Genomic DNA, 15,515 nt, shown 5'->3' with positions numbered 1-15,515 from the left:
ACATTGAATGAGGGGGAACCTGCTATGAGCTTGTCCGATCTACCGGGCCCGGTGCCGGATCCAGCCGTAGTCCGCGGTGGAACCACCACGGCGCTGGCTGAGCCTGTTGCCCGGGTCCGGCCGATCTGGGTCACGGGCGTGGTGCTGGTTAACCTGGGCATCAACGCAGCGTTCTTTGGCCCCCTCCAAGTACTCCTGGGCCTGCAGGCAGCTCACTTTGACGAAGGTCAGAAGGAAGCGATCCTTGCTTTAGTCACGGGCTGCGGTGCAGCCGTTTCCATGGTGGCAAACCCGCTCTTCGGGGCATTCAGTGACCGCACTACGTCCCGGTTTGGCCGCCGTGTTCCCTGGGTCCTGATGGGCGCCGTCCTTGGAGCTGTTGCGCTCGTAGCTTTGGCCGGTGCTCCCAACGTTGCAGCAATGACTTTGCTGTGGTGCCTTGTTCAGGCCGGAGCCAACGCCATGTACGCCGCTATCACGGCCGCTATACCTGACCGTGTCCCGGTTCTTCAGCGCGGAACTGTAGGTGGACTTGCCGCCATGGGGCAGACTGTCGGAATTCTGATCGGAGCCGTGATCGCTGCGGTTGTTGTTGGAAACTTTGCCGCAGGTTACTGGCTGTGCGCAGCAGCCTTGCTCGCCGGCGTCGTGCTTTACCTCTTCAAGAATGACGATCAGCAGCTTCCACCAACAGAACGTCCGCCCTTCAACTTGGCGGACTTCCTCAAAGGCTTCTGGGTTTCGCCTAAACGCTATCCGGATTTCGCGTGGGCTTGGTTGACTCGCCTGCTGGTAAGCACCGGTAACCACATGGTCACGCTCTACTTGTTGTTCTTCCTCAGCGATGCTGTGCGTCTCAAGGAAACTGAGGGAATCGAGCCGTCGTTTGGTGTCCTCATTCTTACCGGGCTGTATGCGGTCTCGGTCATCATCACCAGCGTGCTCGGGGGCAGACTGAGCGACAGGATGGGCAAACGGAAGCCTCTTGTGATCGCTTCGTCGGTCATCATTGCGCTGGCGTCGCTGATTCTTGCCTTTGCACCGACGTGGATTGGCGGGCTCGCCGGTGCGGTGGTACTGGGGATCGGCTTTGGAGCGTATCTCGCCGTTGACTTCGCGCTCATCACGCAGGTCCTTCCAACGGGGATGGACCGCGGCCGGGATCTGGGCGTTATCAACATTGCCAATTCCTTGCCGCAGGTGATCGCCCCCTTGATCGCCTCCCCGTTTGTACTTTTCTGGGGCGGCTACGTCTCGCTGTACGTAGCCGCCGCAGTCATTGGGCTCTTGGGCGCCGTGTTCGTGGTGAAGATCAAGAGCGTGGCTTAGGCCTAAAACACCGCGTTCATGACGTTCCAGCCGCTACCGACAACCGGCTGGCCCTTCCATTTGAAGCCGTAGATGCCCCATGAGCTGAAGCCTGAAGGGTCGGCGAGGTACATTGTCAGCTGACCGTTTGGACTAATGCCGTAAACGTCGTTGTAGCCGTCTCCGTTGAAGTCACCGGCCACCCCAAAGCGACTGAGGACCTCCCAGCCTCTGCCGAGGGTTCCGTCGTAAATGTCGGGATGGCCGTAATCATAGAAATAGCCGTTGCGCGTAGAGGAGCGGGCCTGTAAGTCGCCCCGCCAGGTGCGGCTCAGGACGACAGCCTCGGAAGTGCCATAGAAATGCCCCGCTCCGGCAGAATCCAATCCCTGCCAGCCCGTAGTGACCTTGCTCGGTGCCAGCCAACCGCCCCGTCCGTTGCCGGGGTAAAGGAAGACGTTACCCGCAGCATCCTGGGCAAGGATGTCGTTGGTGCCGTCACCGTTGAAGTCGCCGGGTGCGATGAGGTTGACGAACCCCTGCCATCCCTGACCAATCTGGAAGGCTTGTTTCCAAGCCCCGGCGCCATTTCCTTGGTACAGAAAGAGCCGTCCATAGCCATCGCGGCCCATGACGTCTACTGTTCCATCGCCGTCGAAGTCTCCTGGCGAAACCAAGAGGTTGTAAATGTGCCAGCCGTTACCGATCACTTGCGGTGCCCGCCAGTTGCCTCTGCCGTCAGTGGGGTAGAGCAGCAGACGGCCGGCTGCGTCGCGGGCGAACAGATCGAAGGTGCCATCGCCATCGAAACCCCTTGAGCGCGGGGCTGCTTCAATGGGAAGGCCCTGGGCGGTTTCCTTGCCGGGCACCGCATCTTTTGTGAGGGAGGCCGTAGTGTCCACCGCTTCATCGGCGGCGGAAGCAGGGACAGCCGAGACCAGGAGGCAAGTGGCTAAAGCCGGAGCAGTGATGAGTGCAAGAAGTCGTCGAGGACTGCGGCGGCGCGCAGGCGCGCGAAGGGCAGAGGTGAAGCCCAAGGATTCCCCCAGAGAAATAAGGCGGCACAGAGTTGGCCGAAGAGATCAATTGGGATGACACTACTGCCTGCCGAACCGCTGGCAAATAGCTGGTCCTTTTATTGCGAGAACCCCGTCCGGATCGCTCCGAACGGGGTTCTCAACAACGAACAAGCAAGCCGAGTTAGAACAGGTCCGTGAACCCGCTCCAGCCCCAGCCGACAACAGCGGCTCCAGCCCAGCCGGCGTTGCCGTTGCCGTAGTAGGCGCGCAGTTGGCCTGAGCCGTCCACAGCGAAGACGTCGTGGTGGCCGTCGGCGTTGATGTCGCCGGCGCTGCCGATCTTGCTCATGCCGGTCCAGCCCTGGCCAACAACGGTCATTCCGTTCCAGCCGCCGGAACCGTCGCCACTGTAGAGCCGCAAGAACCCGGAAGAATCGCGAGCCAAGACGTCAACGTTGGTGTCGCCGTCGAAATCGCCGGGGGTGATGATCGCGTTCAGTGCGTTCCAGCCCTGGCCCGCCACGGACCTGGGCAACCATCCGCCCTCACCGTCGCCGGGGTAAAGGTAGAGGATCCCGTTGGCATCGCGGGCCAGGATGTCGTTGGTGCCATCGCTGTTGAAGTCCCCGGGGGCTACCAGCGACGTGAAGATGTTCCAGCCGATGCCCACTCTCTGCGGGCCGTTCCAGCCGCCTGAACCGTTACCGCTGTAGAGGTATAAACCGCCGGACGAGTCCCTGCCCAGGACATCGTTGATGCCGTCGCCGTCGAAGTCGCCAGGGGAGAGCACAGTGGGGAAGATGTTCCAGCCTGCCCCGACGGTCTTCGCTGGTTCCCAAGTGTTCTGAACCCGCGGGTACATGAGCAGCGCGCCGTCGGAACGGCGGGCCAAGAGCTCGAATGCGCCGCGGCCGGTGAATCCATTCGGCCGGTTGGAGGCGGAAATCGGCGCGGTTTCTTCGCTGCCGACTTCCAGGCCTTCGCAGGGATGGTTGGCCACAAGGTGCGCGGCTATGGTTTTACCGCGGTCCTCTTCAGTGAGGACATAGTTGGGCCATGTGGGGTGGTCTGTTGCTACCTCGCCGTCCCGCGTCCAGTAGATGCGGGTATCCGGACCCGATGCCTGCGCGCAGCCCTTGTACGCATAGGGGTCCCAGGTAACCGTGAGCGTGGAACCAACGTATGGCGCGCCGGTAATCACTGGAGGTTCGGGGTCCATGGTGGCCATGGCGGGGGCGGGGGCCAGAACAACTGCCGCAAAGATCGCAGCCCCGATTCCGGCAATTGCCCGGCGCACGCCAGACGCAGGGCGTGATGAAGCAAACATTGTGTCCTCCCCAGACTTTATGCGGTTAATGGTACCGCGTCTGGGATCTTCCTAGAAGATTGCTGTGAACCATCCGAATCCGGCTCCAACAGCTTCGGAACCTTTCCAGCCGGTTTTCCCGTCGCTGTAGTAGGCAATCAGGCGGCCCTGTTGGTCCACACCATAAACATCGGGGAAGCCGTCGCTGTTGAAGTCGCCGGCAGCGCCTACGAATTTGAGGGCGTTCCAGCCGACGCCGATCATCCAGGACCGTGACCAGCCGCCTGCGCCGTTGCCCCCGTAAAAGTACAGGTAGCCGCTGCGGTCGCGCGCCAGGATGTCCACATTTCCGTCGCCGTTGAAGTCGCCGGGCGTCACCATGGAGTCCATGACGTTCCAGCCCGTCCCGACGGCGGTTCGCGCCAACCAACCTCCGGCACCATTGCCCGGGTAGAGATAGAGGGCTCCGCCGGGTTCCCTGGCGAGGACGTCGTTGTGGCCGTCGCCGTTGAAGTCGCCCGGACTGACGATGGAGTCGAATACGTTCCAACCGTTGCCGATGGACTTGGCGGGCTTCCAACCACCGGCGCCATCTCCACTGAAGAGGTAGAGTCCGCCGACGGAGTCGCGCACCATCATGTCGCTTTTGCCATCACCATCGAAGTCACCGGGGGAGAACACGGTATTGAAGATGTTGAACCCATAACCCACGGTTCGGGCAGGATCCCAGGCGCTGCCATTTCGGCCGTACAGCACCAATGAGCCGTCATTGGCGCGGGTTAAAAGCTCCAAGCTGCGGCCGGTGAAACCAGCCGCCCGGTTCACGGCACCCACCGGCTTGGTTTCGTTGCTGTGCAGGGACTCTCCGCCGCAGGCCGTTTTGCTGGCAGTGACGTGCACTGCCATCCGCGCTCCGGTGTCATCCTGCTCCAGCACGTAACTGCGCGCTGTCTCCCCGGCCACCAGGAAGCCATCCCGGGTCCAGTAGACCGTGAAGTCGGGGCCTTTGCCGCCTCCGCAGCCGTAGAACGTGTACGGGCCGATGTCAGCGGTCAGCTTTTCGCCAACAAACGCTTCGCCGTTGAGGATGGGGTCCGGCCCGTTGCTGGGTGCGGCCGACGCCGGTAGGGGATTAAGTGCCATGGCCGCCGCGGTGACGGTCAGCAGCGCCGCTGCCATCCGGCGTCGTAATGTCCCCATGTGTGTTCCTCCCGGTTGGGTTCCAAGCCTGCATGAAGTGTATGTGGGCGGAACCCTCAGGGGGGAACAGCCTTGGTTCAGGGCGCAGGGCGAGCTCTCAGGAAACGGTCATTTTGCTCCCGTATCATTGATGCGATCGGCCAGCCGCGGTCCTTGACCCAGCCGGCCGTTTCCTTGTCAGCCTGCCAAGAGATCGCCGGAAATGCCCGCATCAAACTCACTGGAACCCTACTCCCTTGACCTGACCACGGGACTGCCCCGTATGGCTGCCGCGCCAACCACCCCGCGGCAGCAGCTGCGCTATGCCCGCATCCTGAAGACCGCCGCCGGCTTTGCCCAGCGACAGTTTGATACCTTGAGTCTTTCCGACGTTGCGGCCCGGGCTGACATCCCGCTCGGCACGCTCTACCGCTACTTTCCCTCCACAGCCCACCTCATGCTGGCCGTCTATCGTCAGCAGCTGCGGGAACTCCGTGATGGTGTCCGGCTGCGTGAAGGCAAAGGGCATGCCCTCGCGGGTTTGATGATGGAAATCTTCCACTTGCGGGTCATGCAGCCGGGCGTAGAGCACTGCCTCATCCGGCCGGCGGGCAAGGACGATGACACTGCCCAGCTGTTGCGAGAAATCGATGCATTGTCCGAGGAAGTGGTTGGTTCGCTGAGCAAGGACTCCGGGAGGGACACCGTCAGGGCCAGGATCTTGTTGCACCTGGTGAGCGGCTTGGTGCAGGCGGTTCGTTGTCGCCGATTGTCGTTGTTTGAGGCAGAGAAGGATCTTAAGAGAGCCTGCACGCTGCTCACGGGTGAGTAGAAAGCCGCTGGTCTAGACCGGAAGGCCCCCAGAACACGTTTTTTGGCATGACGTGAATCACATTTTGGCTTGGTTGAACGTTTTACTCTCGAATCGTCTCTCTTGGTATTGAATCTTGTACCTTCACCTTTTCCTTAGGCTGGAGACACCGAAGCGGCTAGCAGCCCCCTATCTGCAGAAGCAATGCCGGACCAGTCACCCTTGGCCCGCACCAGCAGTTCTGTTCCTGCCCGAAACGTGCCGTGGGTTCACGGCTAGCCTGAGGAGACAAAGACGTGTCCATTGAGACAATTGCAACTGATAACGACGCCCTGGTACTGACCGAAGAAGAGATCTTCGCAGCCCACGAAGGCGGCAAGCTGACCATCTCCAGCACCGTTCCCCTGAACGACAAGCGCGATCTCTCCATCGCCTACACCCCCGGAGTTGCGCAGGTCAGCCGCGCAATCCACGCAAACCCCGAGCTTGCCCGCACGCACACCTGGGCCGAGCGCCTGGTTGTTGTGGTCAGCGATGGCACCGCCGTTCTGGGGCTCGGCAACATTGGCCCGAGCGCCTCCTTGCCGGTTATGGAGGGCAAGTCGGCCCTCTTCAAGTCCTTCGGCGACCTTGACTCCATCCCGCTGGTGCTCAACACCACGGATGTGGACGAAATCATCGAAACCCTGGTCCGCCTCCGCCCGAGCTTCGGCGCCGTGAACCTCGAGGACATCTCGGCTCCGCGTTGCTTCGAACTCGAAGAGCGGCTCATTGAGGCCCTCGACTGCCCCGTCATGCACGATGACCAGCACGGCACAGCCGTCGTGGTTCTCGCAGCCCTGACCAACGCTGCCAAGGTGACACAGCGCGAACTGGCGGGCCTCAAGGTTGTTGTGTCCGGCGCTGGTGCCGCAGGCATTGCCATCGCCGAGATTCTTCTTGCCGTTGGCATCAAGGACGTCATCCTGCTCGACTCCAAGGGTGTAGTCAACGCTGAGCGTGCCGATCTTGCGGCCGATCCCGGCAGCGTCAAGGCTCGCATGGCCCAGCGCACCAACCCCCGCGGCATCACAGGTGGTCCGGGCGAAGGCCTGACGGGTGCCGACGTCTTTGTGGGCGTCTCCTCTTCCAAGCTGGACGAAGAGCACCTGAAGCTCATGAACGATCAGTCGATCGTGTTCGCCCTGTCCAACCCGGACCCGGAAGTTCTGCCCGAGGTTGCCCAGAAGTACGCAGCTGTTGTGGCCACCGGCCGCAGCGACTTCCCGAACCAGATCAACAATGTGTTGGCCTTCCCCGGCATCTTCCGCGGCGCGCTCGATGCCAAGGCCCGCCGCATCACGCCCGCCATGAAGATCGCCGCCGCCAACGCCATCGCTGAACTGGCCGCAGAAGACCTGTCCGCCGACTACATCGTGCCGAGCCCGCTGGACGCCCGCGTCGCGCCGGCCGTCACCGCGGCAGTTGCTGCAGCCGTCACCGAGTAGCGGTTACTAACGCAAGACCGACGACGGCGACGCCTCCCGTGCTGGGGAGCGTCGCCGTCGTTCTTTGCTTAAGGCGCGTGACTGATTAGCGGTCCAGAGTTACCTGGTCCACCGTCCAGAAGGCGCTGTTGGTGCCGGTGTAACGGAAGCTGATCTTTGCCTTCTTGGCCCCCTTGGGGACCTCCAGTGCCAAGGATTCGAAGCCGTTGAAGTTGGCGGTGTAAGACTTCACCAGCTGCGGGGTGCCGCCGTCGTAGCTGACGAACACCTCGCCGCTTTGGGGCCCATCAATCCTGTAGTTGGAAGCGAAGGAGAGTGTTGCGGTCTTGCCGCCCTTCACCTTGAACTCTGGGCTGACAAGCGTTGAGTCGAACTGTCCGGCAGCATGCGCCTTGTCATCCCATTCATCCGAGTCGGCAACTGCGAAGACGTTTCGGTTGCGGACGGAGGTTTCACGGCCCTGGTTGCGGTCCACGTTGGTCCAGAACTCATCCGTGGCAAAGGACCAACCCCGCCATTCGGTGACGCCCCCGGCGGGCATCGCGGAGTTGTCTATGCTCCAGCCTTCGGGAGCCGTGGTGGTCCAGCCCTTCACATCGGCGGCGGGGGCTGTTTCGTCACCGCGCGTCTTCAGGCTGGTCCGGAGGGAATCGAAGGCGTCCGCTTCGATGTCCGGGAACGCCTGCCCGTCCAGGTTCCAGGCCGCCTCAGGAGTGATGCCTTCATGCTTCAAAACAGACGGGGCGATGTCAGTGATCTTGACGTCGTTTCTGATGCTGCCGGACTCGATGCCCTTGCCTTGGGCGATGACGAAGGTCTGACGCTCGGCGGCAGTGCTCCCGCCGTGGCCGCCGGTGGGGGTGTGGCCGTGGTCCGAGGTGAGGACCACGAGCCAGTCCTCGGACGTATAGCCGGGGCGGTTCTTCACAGCGTTGAGGATCTCACCCACCTGGCCGTCCACCCTGCGCAGGGCGGCAAGGTATTCCTCGCGTTCGGTGCCGTAGGAGTGTCCGGCCCCGTCCACTTCATCCAGGTGGATGAAAGTGCTGTCCGGGTTGCCGTTGGCCAGGTATTCCACTGCCTTCGCCGTGGTGCCGGCATCGTTGCCGCCGGCGATCCTCAGGTCCACTTTCTCGCCGAACACTTTTTGGGGGATAGGGGACCAGGTGCCCACCACCAGTGTGGACGCTTTCGGCTGCGACGTTTCGAGGCGGCTCAGGTAGTCCGGGTACTGGCCGTAGTTGGGTGCCGCGAAGTTGTTGTCCACCACGTTGTGCTTGTCCGGCCACACTCCCGTGGCAATGCTCGACCATCCTGCACCTGACACCGTGGGGGCCATCGGGTTGGCGAACAGGTTGCTTGTGGCGGTCATGCCGCCGTCCATGAGGCCCTGCACGTTGGGCATGCCGGCGGTGCCGAATTTGGCGATCGCTGCGCCGTCGAGGCCGATCACCAGAGTCTTTTTGCGCTTGCTGCCGTCGGGGAGACCGGCGTAGCTGGCGTTCGTTGAGTTGCCGGTTGCGGCATCGTTCGGTGTTTCCGGTGCAGCTACCGCGGCGGACGGGAGTACGACGGCGGCCGCCAGGGTTAGTGCGGCCGTTGCCAAAGCTGCGCGGAAGGGACGGGCGTTGTCCAAGGGTTTCTCCATTTTCGGGTCCGAATGAAAGCTGCCGACCACTGGTTGCCGACAGCCTGACCCTTCAACCCTGCCGCTTTGGCCTAAGCCAAAACAAGGCTAATCGCTAGTTGTATAGACAAGTTATCCTGCCGTTAAGATACTGTTTTCCAACCCATACTCATCATTCGAGGACTCCAATTCAGCTCCAAGGGTCCAGTTGTTCATACAGCCATCCGTTCTCGGAGCGCCGTCGTGGTGGACGCCAACTGTTGACGCACCACACCTAGACTGAGGGTCATGAACGCCGAACTTATCGTGACCATCCTCTGCGGCCTGGCCATAGCAGTCGGCGTGGCCGGAACCATCATCCCCGTCCTTCCGGGCAGTATCCTCATCGGCGCGAGCCTGCTGGCCTGGGCCATTTGGGGAGGTGCAGGTCCACTCGGCTGGGTGATCTTCGCCGTCGGAATGGTGTTTGTGGTGGCTGGAATGGCCGCCAGCGCCGTCCTCACCGGACGCAAGCTCAAGCAGCACGGCATTCCCAACCGGTCCGTGCTGATAGGCGTCGTGCTGGGTGTTGTGGGAATGTTCGTCATTCCCGTGGTGGGGCTCTTTGTCGGCTTCGCTGTGGGGCTCCTTCTCAGCGAAGTGCAGCGAACCCGTGACTTCCGCACGGCCGTCCGGTCCAGCGGTGCTGCACTGAAAGCGACCGGCATCGGCATTCTGGTGGAGTTCGGTCTAGCCTGCGCGGCAGCCAGTACGTGGATCATCGGCGTGTGGATCAACGCGGTGAACGGCTAAGCCCTTAAACGCCAATTCGATGGTTCCCTGCACACACCGCCGTTCGCCACAGCGTAAGCGCCAAGGAACCATCGAAATGGGTGCTTGCAAGCCCTACTTCAACACGATCGTCCTGTTCCCATTCAGGATGATCCGTCCCTCGCAGTGCCAGCGAACGGCGTTGCTGAGGGCCTTGCATTCTGTGTCCCGACCGGCGGCTACGAGATCGTCCGGTCCGAACGTGTGGTCCACTTCCACTACCTGCTGGGCGATGATGGGACCTTCGTCCAACTCGCCGTTCACGTAGTGGGCTGTGGCGCCCACAGTTTTCACACCACGCGCGTAGGCCTGGTGGTAGGGCTTGGCACCCTTGAAACTTGGCAGGAACGAGTGGTGGATGTTGATGGCGCGGCCGTCCAGCTTGCGGGCCAGATCGTCACTGAGTACCTGCATGTAACGCGCCAGCACAATGAGTTCCACGTCCAGTTCGTCGATGATTTCCAGCAAGCGCCCCTCGGCTGCCGGCTTGGTGGCTGCAGTGACAGGGATGTGGAAGAACGGGATCCCATGCCACTCCGCCAAACCCTGGTGATCGGTGTGATTGGACACCACGCCCACTACATCGATGGGCAGCTCGCCAATCCGTGCGCGGAACAGGAGGTCGTTCAGGCAGTGCCCAAACTTGGAGACCATGATCAGGACGCGCCGCTTGTATCCCTGGCGTTCCAGTTGCCAGTTCATGCCGTACTTCTCGCCAACGGGGGCGAAGGCGTTCCGCAGCTGATCAACAGTGGAGTCATCGCCGTCGGACGCGAAGTGCACCCGCATGAAGAAGTGGCCTTCGGCACGATCACCGAACTGCTTGTTGTCGATGATGTCGCAGCCGTGGTCCAACAGGAACCCGGACACAGCATGCACAATTCCGGGACCTTCGGGGCAGTCGAGAGTGAGGACGTGTTCCACAGTGGTCTCCGCGGTGGAGGCGGCAGTGGTTTCGGTTTGGATGGCAGTCATGGCTAGCACTCCACTACGTTGACGGCGAGGCCCCCACGGGAGGTCTCCTTGTACTTGGATTTCATGTCTGCGCCTGTCTCGCGCATGGTTTTGATGGCTTTGTCGAGGGAAACTTTGTGGCTGCCATCGCCGTGCAGGGCAAGACGGGCGGCGTTGATGGCTTTGACGCTGGCGATCGCGTTGCGTTCGATGCAGGGGATCTGCACCAGCCCGCCCACGGGATCGCAAGTGAGGCCCAGGTTGTGTTCAATGCCAACTTCGGCGGCATTTTCCACTTGCTCGGGCGTTCCACCCAGGACTTCGCAGAGGCCGGCCGCCGCCATGGAGCAGGCGGAACCCACTTCACCCTGGCAGCCGACCTCGGCACCGGAAATGGACGCGTTGATTTTGAACAGGATTCCGACGGCGGCCGCCGCCAGCAGGAACCGCACGACACCGTCGTCGTTGGCTCCTGGAACAAACTTTGTGTAATAGTGCAGCACTGCCGGGACAATTCCGGCGGCACCATTGGTTGGGGCGGTGACGATCCTGCCGCCCGCGGCGTTTTCCTCGTTCACGGCCAAGGCGAACAGGTTCACCCATTCCATGGCGAGGAGCGGATCGGCAGAGTGCGCACCGTTCAGGTCCGCGTCGGTTTCGGAAAGCTTTTTGAACAACGACGGCGCCCGTCGCCTGACCTTCAGGCCTCCCGGCAGGATTCCCTCGGCAGAGCAGCCGTTGTCCACGCATTCCTGCATGACAGCCCAGATGCCCAGCAATTTCTCACGCAGTTCCTCCTCGGAGCGCCACACGAGTTCGTTGGCCAGCATGATGTCCGAGATCGACTTGCCTTCGCGGAGGCAGATGGCAAGGAGCTCGTCTGCAGTGGTGAAGGGGTAGGGCAGAACGGTGTCGTCGGCTACCACTTTGTCTGCGCCGGAGACGTCACCGTCCACCACGAAGCCGCCACCGATGGAGTAGTAGCTGCGTTCCCGGAGCACGCCGCCCGTGTGGTCCAACGCGCGGAACGTCATGCCGTTGGGGTGTGCAGGCAGCGACTTGCGACGGTGCAGGACCACGTCCTCGTCCCAGTTGAAGTCCACCCGGTGGTTGCCGCCCAGGCGCAGTTCGGCGTCGAGTGCCGCCGCCGCTACTTGGTCGTCGGCCGTTGTGGTGTCCACAGTCTCGGGGGAGTGGCCTTGCAGCCCCAGCACCACGGCTTTGTCTGAGCCGTGGCCCCGGCCGGTGGCGCCCAGGGAGCCGAAAAGCTCAGCCTGGACGCGCACCGTAGCCGGAAGCTGGCCGGACGATTCGAGACCGTCCGTGAACTGCTTTGCCGCGCGCATGGGGCCAACCGTGTGTGAAGACGACGGCCCGATGCCAACAGAAAACAGATCAAGCACACTCAGTGCCATTAGGGGACCTCAGGTGAGGCGTACTCCCGCATGGCGTCCAGGAGCCAGCGTCCCAGGAAGTCGGCAAACGAGGCCCGGGGAAAGATCCGGTAGGACTCCTCCGAGGTCTTCCAGAGCATCACCGGGATGTGGGCGAGTTCCGTGGACACAGCCGTGCCGGCCTTGAAGACGCGCGGGTGCAAGTCCAACGCGCAGGTCTTCTCCAGCACTGCGCGGGCGTGGCTTCCGGAGAGTTCGAACGTGGTGCGGTTGGCGGACAGGTCCACCACCTGGCCTGCGTCGCCGCCGAGAGCTGTGGTCAGGTCGCTGACCAGGGATCCGCCCAGTGAATCGTGGGCCTCCTCCGGCGCTACCACCATGAACTCGGTGGGGCCCAGCCACAGGGTGTTGACGGAATCCTTGCCGGGTACCGCACTGCCCGTCACTTCACCGCAAGCGGCAGGCAAGCCGCCGGTTACGGACGCAACGCGGGCACCGGCGTCGGACGTTCGGTCAACCCGAACCCCCACCATGGCCTGGTACGGGATTTCGGTGAGCGTCACCGTGCCCGGCACGGAGCCGGAGGTGAAGGCGTCAGCCAGGTGCTCGGCCGGGCTGCGGCGGGCACCCCGGACGCGATCGACGTGTGCGGTTTCTGCTGGTGTTGCTGTTTCAGCCATCTTTGCGGGTCCCTTCAGCATCGAAAAGTACGGTTTCGCCAACAACCACGTCCACCAATTGGTCTCCCAGTGAGGCCACCAGGGTCTCGCCGATGCGGTTGCGGCCGTTTTGAATGAGAGCCAGGGCGAAGGAGCGGCCCAGCGCGGCGCTGTGGTAGCTGGAGGTCACGAAGCCCTCCATGGGGACGGGTCCGTTGGCCGGGTTGACCGGGATGCCCTTTTCCACCAGCTGCGTGCCTTCCGGCAACCGCAGCGAGTGGTCCACGGGAAGGACGCTCACCAAGTGCTTGCGGTCCTCGCGGCTTGCGTCCTGGCGGAGGTAGGAACGCTTGCCGATGAAGTCTTTGGCCTTGGAAACGATCCAATCCATGCCTGCGTCCTGCGGGGTGACCGTGCCGTCGGTGTCCTGCCCGACAATCGGGTAGCCCTTCTCGGCGCGGAGCACGTGCATGGTTTCCGTGCCGTACGGGGTGATGTTGAACTCGGCACCCGCGGCAGCAACTGCTTCCCAGGTGTTGAGGCCGTACCAGGACGGGATGTTGATTTCGTAGGCCAGTTCGCCGGAGAAGGAGATACGGCAAATGCGGGCCTGAACTCCGGACGCCAACGTGGTTTCGCGGAACGTCATGAACGGGAAAGCCTCAGCATCCAGGCCACCGTTTTCGGCGAGCTGGGGTGCAACCTTGGCGATCACTGCACGGGACTTCGGGCCAACTACGGCGATGGTGCTCCACTGCTCGGTCACGGACGTGCAGACCACGTCGAGTTCCGGCCACTCCGTCTGGTGCCACTCTTCCAGCCAGTCCAACACCTTGGCTGCGCCGCCGGTGGTGGTGGTCATGAAGTAGCGGTCATCATCTAGGCGCAGGGTCACGCCGTCGTCGAAGATCATGCCGTCCAAGGTGCACATCACGCCGTAGCGTGCGGATCCCGGAGCGAGCTTCTTGAACGCGTTGGTGTAGATACGGTTCAGGAATTCGCCGGCATCCTTGCCACGGATTTCGATCTTGCCCAGCGTGGTGGCGTCCATGAAACCCACGGAATCGCGGACCGCAGCGCATTCACGCAGGACGGCCGTGTCCATGTCTTCACTGCCCTGCGGGTAGTACCAGGGACGCTTCCACTGTCCAACATCTTCGAACAGTGCGCCCTGGGCAACGTGCCACGGGTGGATGGAGGTCACGCGGGCGGGGTCGAACAGCTCGCCGCGCTGGCGGCCGGCCAGGGCTGCGAAAGCTACGGGCGTGAACGGAGCGCGGTATGCGGTGGTTCCGATCTCGCCGACGCCGGGAATGCTCTCTGCGCCGCCGAACTTCAGCGCGGCTGCGATAACGCCGATCGCGTTGACCCCGGACGTCTTGCCCTGATCGTTGGCCGTGCTGATGGAGGTGTACCGCTTGACGTGCTCCACGGAACGCATGCCCGCTCCGGTGGAGCGGAGGACGTCGGCCACGGACTGGTCGCGCTGGAAGTCCACGAAGTGGTGGTGCCACTCGCCGGGCTCACCGGTCTGGCCGGGAACCAGCCAAAGCTGGCGGCTCGGAGCGCTCGCCACAGGAGCCTGCAGTTCCACCGGGGTGGTTGCGGACTCGAAGCCAGCAGCGATGGACGCTGCCGCTCCCGCCGAGATGCCCTCTGCCAGGCAGTCCTGGAGTTCGTAGCTGCCACGGCCTGCGCCAACAACCTGCTGGTCGCGGACAGGCTTGGTGGGGATGAAAGCAGCGAGCTCGTCGTCCCAACGCAGCTTGCCCTGGCGCTGGCTGTGGAGGTGGACCACCGGGCTCCAACCACCGGAAACTGCCAGCAGATCGGCAGCCAACTGTTCGACGCCCGAGGTGAGTTCGCCGTCGTCGTTAATGCTGCGGACGGTGACACCGCTCAGGCGGCCATTCTCATCTGCGGAGGTGTCCGCCACGGCGCTGCCAACGAGTACCCGGATACCGGACTCGACGGCGGCAGCGGCCTTCGCGCTGATCTGCGGACGGGCATCGACGACGGCGGCAACCGCCACGCCTGCTGCCTTCAGGTCCGCGGCAAGAGCGTAAGCGGAATCGTTGGTGGTGCTGATGACCACGCGGGATCCTGCTGCCACGGCGTAGCGGTTCAGGTAGGTACGGGCGGCCGAAGCGAGCATGATGCCCGGACGGTCGTTGTTCTCGAAGACCAGCGGACGCTCGTGGGCGCCCGGAGCCAGGACAACCTGCTTGGCACGGATGTGCCAAATACGCTGGCGGGAGACACCCGATGCTGCCGGAACGCTCAAGTGGTCCGTGCGGTTCTGGGCCGCGATGAAGTAGTTGGAGTCGTAGGAGCCGAAAGCCGTGGTGCGGTTCAGCACCGTGCATTCTGCAGCGGAAACCAGCTCGGCTTCCACATCAGCAACCCATTCAAGGGCCGGCTTGCCTTCAATCTGCTCGGCGAGGCCCTCGGCGGTTGAACCGGAGAGCAAGGAGCCACCAAGTTCGGGCTGGTCGTCGATCAGGATGACGCGGGCACCGGTGCGGACAGCTTCGCGGGCCGCTGCCAGGCCGGCGATGCCGCCGCCGACAATCAGTACATCCGTGTGGACGTACTTCTTGTCGTACTCGGCCTTGTCCTCGTTCGGGTCAAGCTTGCCCAGGCCGGACAGGAGCTCAATGTTCATGCCGTCCACCAAGGAAACAGCGGTGGCGGGAAGCATGGATTCAGCAACGTGTCCGCGGAAGCGGGGAGCGATCTTGACCAAGGCGTTGGACTCTTCCACGCCGGCGGCCATGATGCCGCGGGGTCGGTCCTCGTACAGGGAGTTGCCGGCGTTGATGTGGCCGTTCGCCAGCAGTGCCGAGGCGATGGTGTCTCCGGGGTGACCGGTGAATTCCTGGCCGTCCACGGTGAAGCGCCAAGAGATGCTGCGATCGATGCGTCCGCCGGTGGCGAGGCGTGCGTTCTTGCTGGTCACTT

Annotated in this window: 12 protein-coding genes; 4 read left to right on the top strand and 8 right to left on the bottom strand. The window is 62.8% G+C overall.

What is annotated here, in order from left to right; genetic code table 11:
* Nucleotides 1–24 precede the first annotated feature (24 nt).
* Nucleotides 25–1,329, top strand: coding sequence for an MFS transporter (locus tag ARUE_RS19890; protein ID WP_011776444.1), 1,305 nt, complete (start codon nt 25–27; stop codon nt 1,327–1,329).
* 2 nt (nt 1,330–1,331) lie between these two features.
* On the opposite strand, the gene ARUE_RS19885 is transcribed toward ARUE_RS19890, so the two are convergent.
* From ARUE_RS19885 to ARUE_RS19875, 3 genes are all read right to left on the bottom strand, one after another.
* The gene (locus ARUE_RS19885; protein WP_014923061.1) at nt 1,332–2,345 is read right to left on the bottom strand and encodes an FG-GAP repeat domain-containing protein; all 1,014 of its coding nucleotides are present in this window, start codon (nt 2,343–2,345) and stop codon (nt 1,332–1,334) included.
* Nucleotides 2,346–2,508: 163 nt separating this feature from the next.
* Nucleotides 2,509–3,654 carry an FG-GAP-like repeat-containing protein gene (locus ARUE_RS19880; RefSeq protein ID WP_014923060.1) on the bottom strand — a complete coding sequence of 382 codons (1,146 nt, stop codon included), beginning with the start codon at nt 3,652–3,654 and terminating at the stop codon, nt 2,509–2,511.
* Between the two features lie 51 nt (nt 3,655–3,705).
* Nucleotides 3,706–4,833 (bottom strand): FG-GAP repeat domain-containing protein, encoded by a 1,128-nt coding sequence (locus ARUE_RS19875; protein WP_014923059.1) that lies wholly within the window; start codon nt 4,831–4,833, stop codon nt 3,706–3,708.
* A 202-nt stretch (nt 4,834–5,035) separates the two neighbouring features.
* On the opposite strand from ARUE_RS19875, the gene ARUE_RS19870 reads away from it, so the two are divergent.
* Together ARUE_RS19870 and ARUE_RS19865 are read left to right on the top strand one after the other, a co-directional pair.
* Nucleotides 5,036–5,644 (top strand): TetR/AcrR family transcriptional regulator, encoded by a 609-nt coding sequence (locus tag ARUE_RS19870; RefSeq protein WP_014923058.1) that lies wholly within the window; start codon nt 5,036–5,038, stop codon nt 5,642–5,644.
* 275 nt (nt 5,645–5,919) lie between these two features.
* Nucleotides 5,920–7,110: an NAD(P)-dependent malic enzyme gene (locus tag ARUE_RS19865; protein ID WP_014923057.1), complete on the top strand. Its 1,191-nt coding sequence runs from the start codon at nt 5,920–5,922 to the stop codon at nt 7,108–7,110.
* 85 nt (nt 7,111–7,195) lie between these two features.
* Here ARUE_RS19865 and ARUE_RS19860 read toward each other — a convergent pair whose 3' ends face one another.
* Entirely contained in the window at nt 7,196–8,758 is a 1,563-nt protein-coding gene (locus tag ARUE_RS19860) for an alkaline phosphatase family protein (RefSeq protein WP_014923056.1), read from the bottom strand.
* Between the two features lie 267 nt (nt 8,759–9,025).
* On the opposite strand from ARUE_RS19860, the gene ARUE_RS19855 reads away from it, so the two are divergent.
* Nucleotides 9,026–9,529, top strand: coding sequence for a DUF456 domain-containing protein (locus ARUE_RS19855; RefSeq protein WP_014923055.1), 504 nt, complete (start codon nt 9,026–9,028; stop codon nt 9,527–9,529).
* A gap of 93 nt (nt 9,530–9,622) precedes the next feature.
* Here the strand turns inward: ARUE_RS19855 and purU are convergent, their stop codons facing one another.
* From purU to ARUE_RS19835, 4 genes are read right to left on the bottom strand one after another with little or no spacing between them, the layout of a single operon-like run.
* Nucleotides 9,623–10,522, bottom strand: coding sequence for a formyltetrahydrofolate deformylase (gene purU, locus ARUE_RS19850; protein WP_014923054.1), 900 nt, complete (start codon nt 10,520–10,522; stop codon nt 9,623–9,625).
* Nucleotides 10,523–10,524: 2 nt separating this feature from the next.
* Entirely contained in the window at nt 10,525–11,916 is a 1,392-nt protein-coding gene (locus ARUE_RS19845; RefSeq protein WP_014923053.1) for an L-serine ammonia-lyase, read from the bottom strand.
* Nucleotides 11,916–12,575: a sarcosine oxidase subunit gamma gene (locus tag ARUE_RS19840; RefSeq protein ID WP_014923052.1), complete on the bottom strand. Its 660-nt coding sequence runs from the start codon at nt 12,573–12,575 to the stop codon at nt 11,916–11,918. The genes ARUE_RS19845 and ARUE_RS19840 overlap by 1 nt, the downstream gene beginning before the upstream one ends.
* Nucleotides 12,568–15,513 carry a sarcosine oxidase subunit alpha family protein gene (locus ARUE_RS19835; protein ID WP_014923051.1) on the bottom strand — a complete coding sequence of 982 codons (2,946 nt, stop codon included), beginning with the start codon at nt 15,511–15,513 and terminating at the stop codon, nt 12,568–12,570. Before ARUE_RS19835 ends, ARUE_RS19840 begins: the two co-directional genes overlap by 8 nt.
* Nucleotides 15,514–15,515: the final 2 nt, after the last annotated feature.

Source organism: Arthrobacter sp. Rue61a (genome assembly GCF_000294695.2).
GTDB classification, from domain to species: Bacteria; Actinomycetota; Actinomycetes; order Actinomycetales; family Micrococcaceae; genus Arthrobacter; species Arthrobacter aurescens_A.
This window is presented reverse-complemented; position numbering and strand designations above follow the sequence as displayed.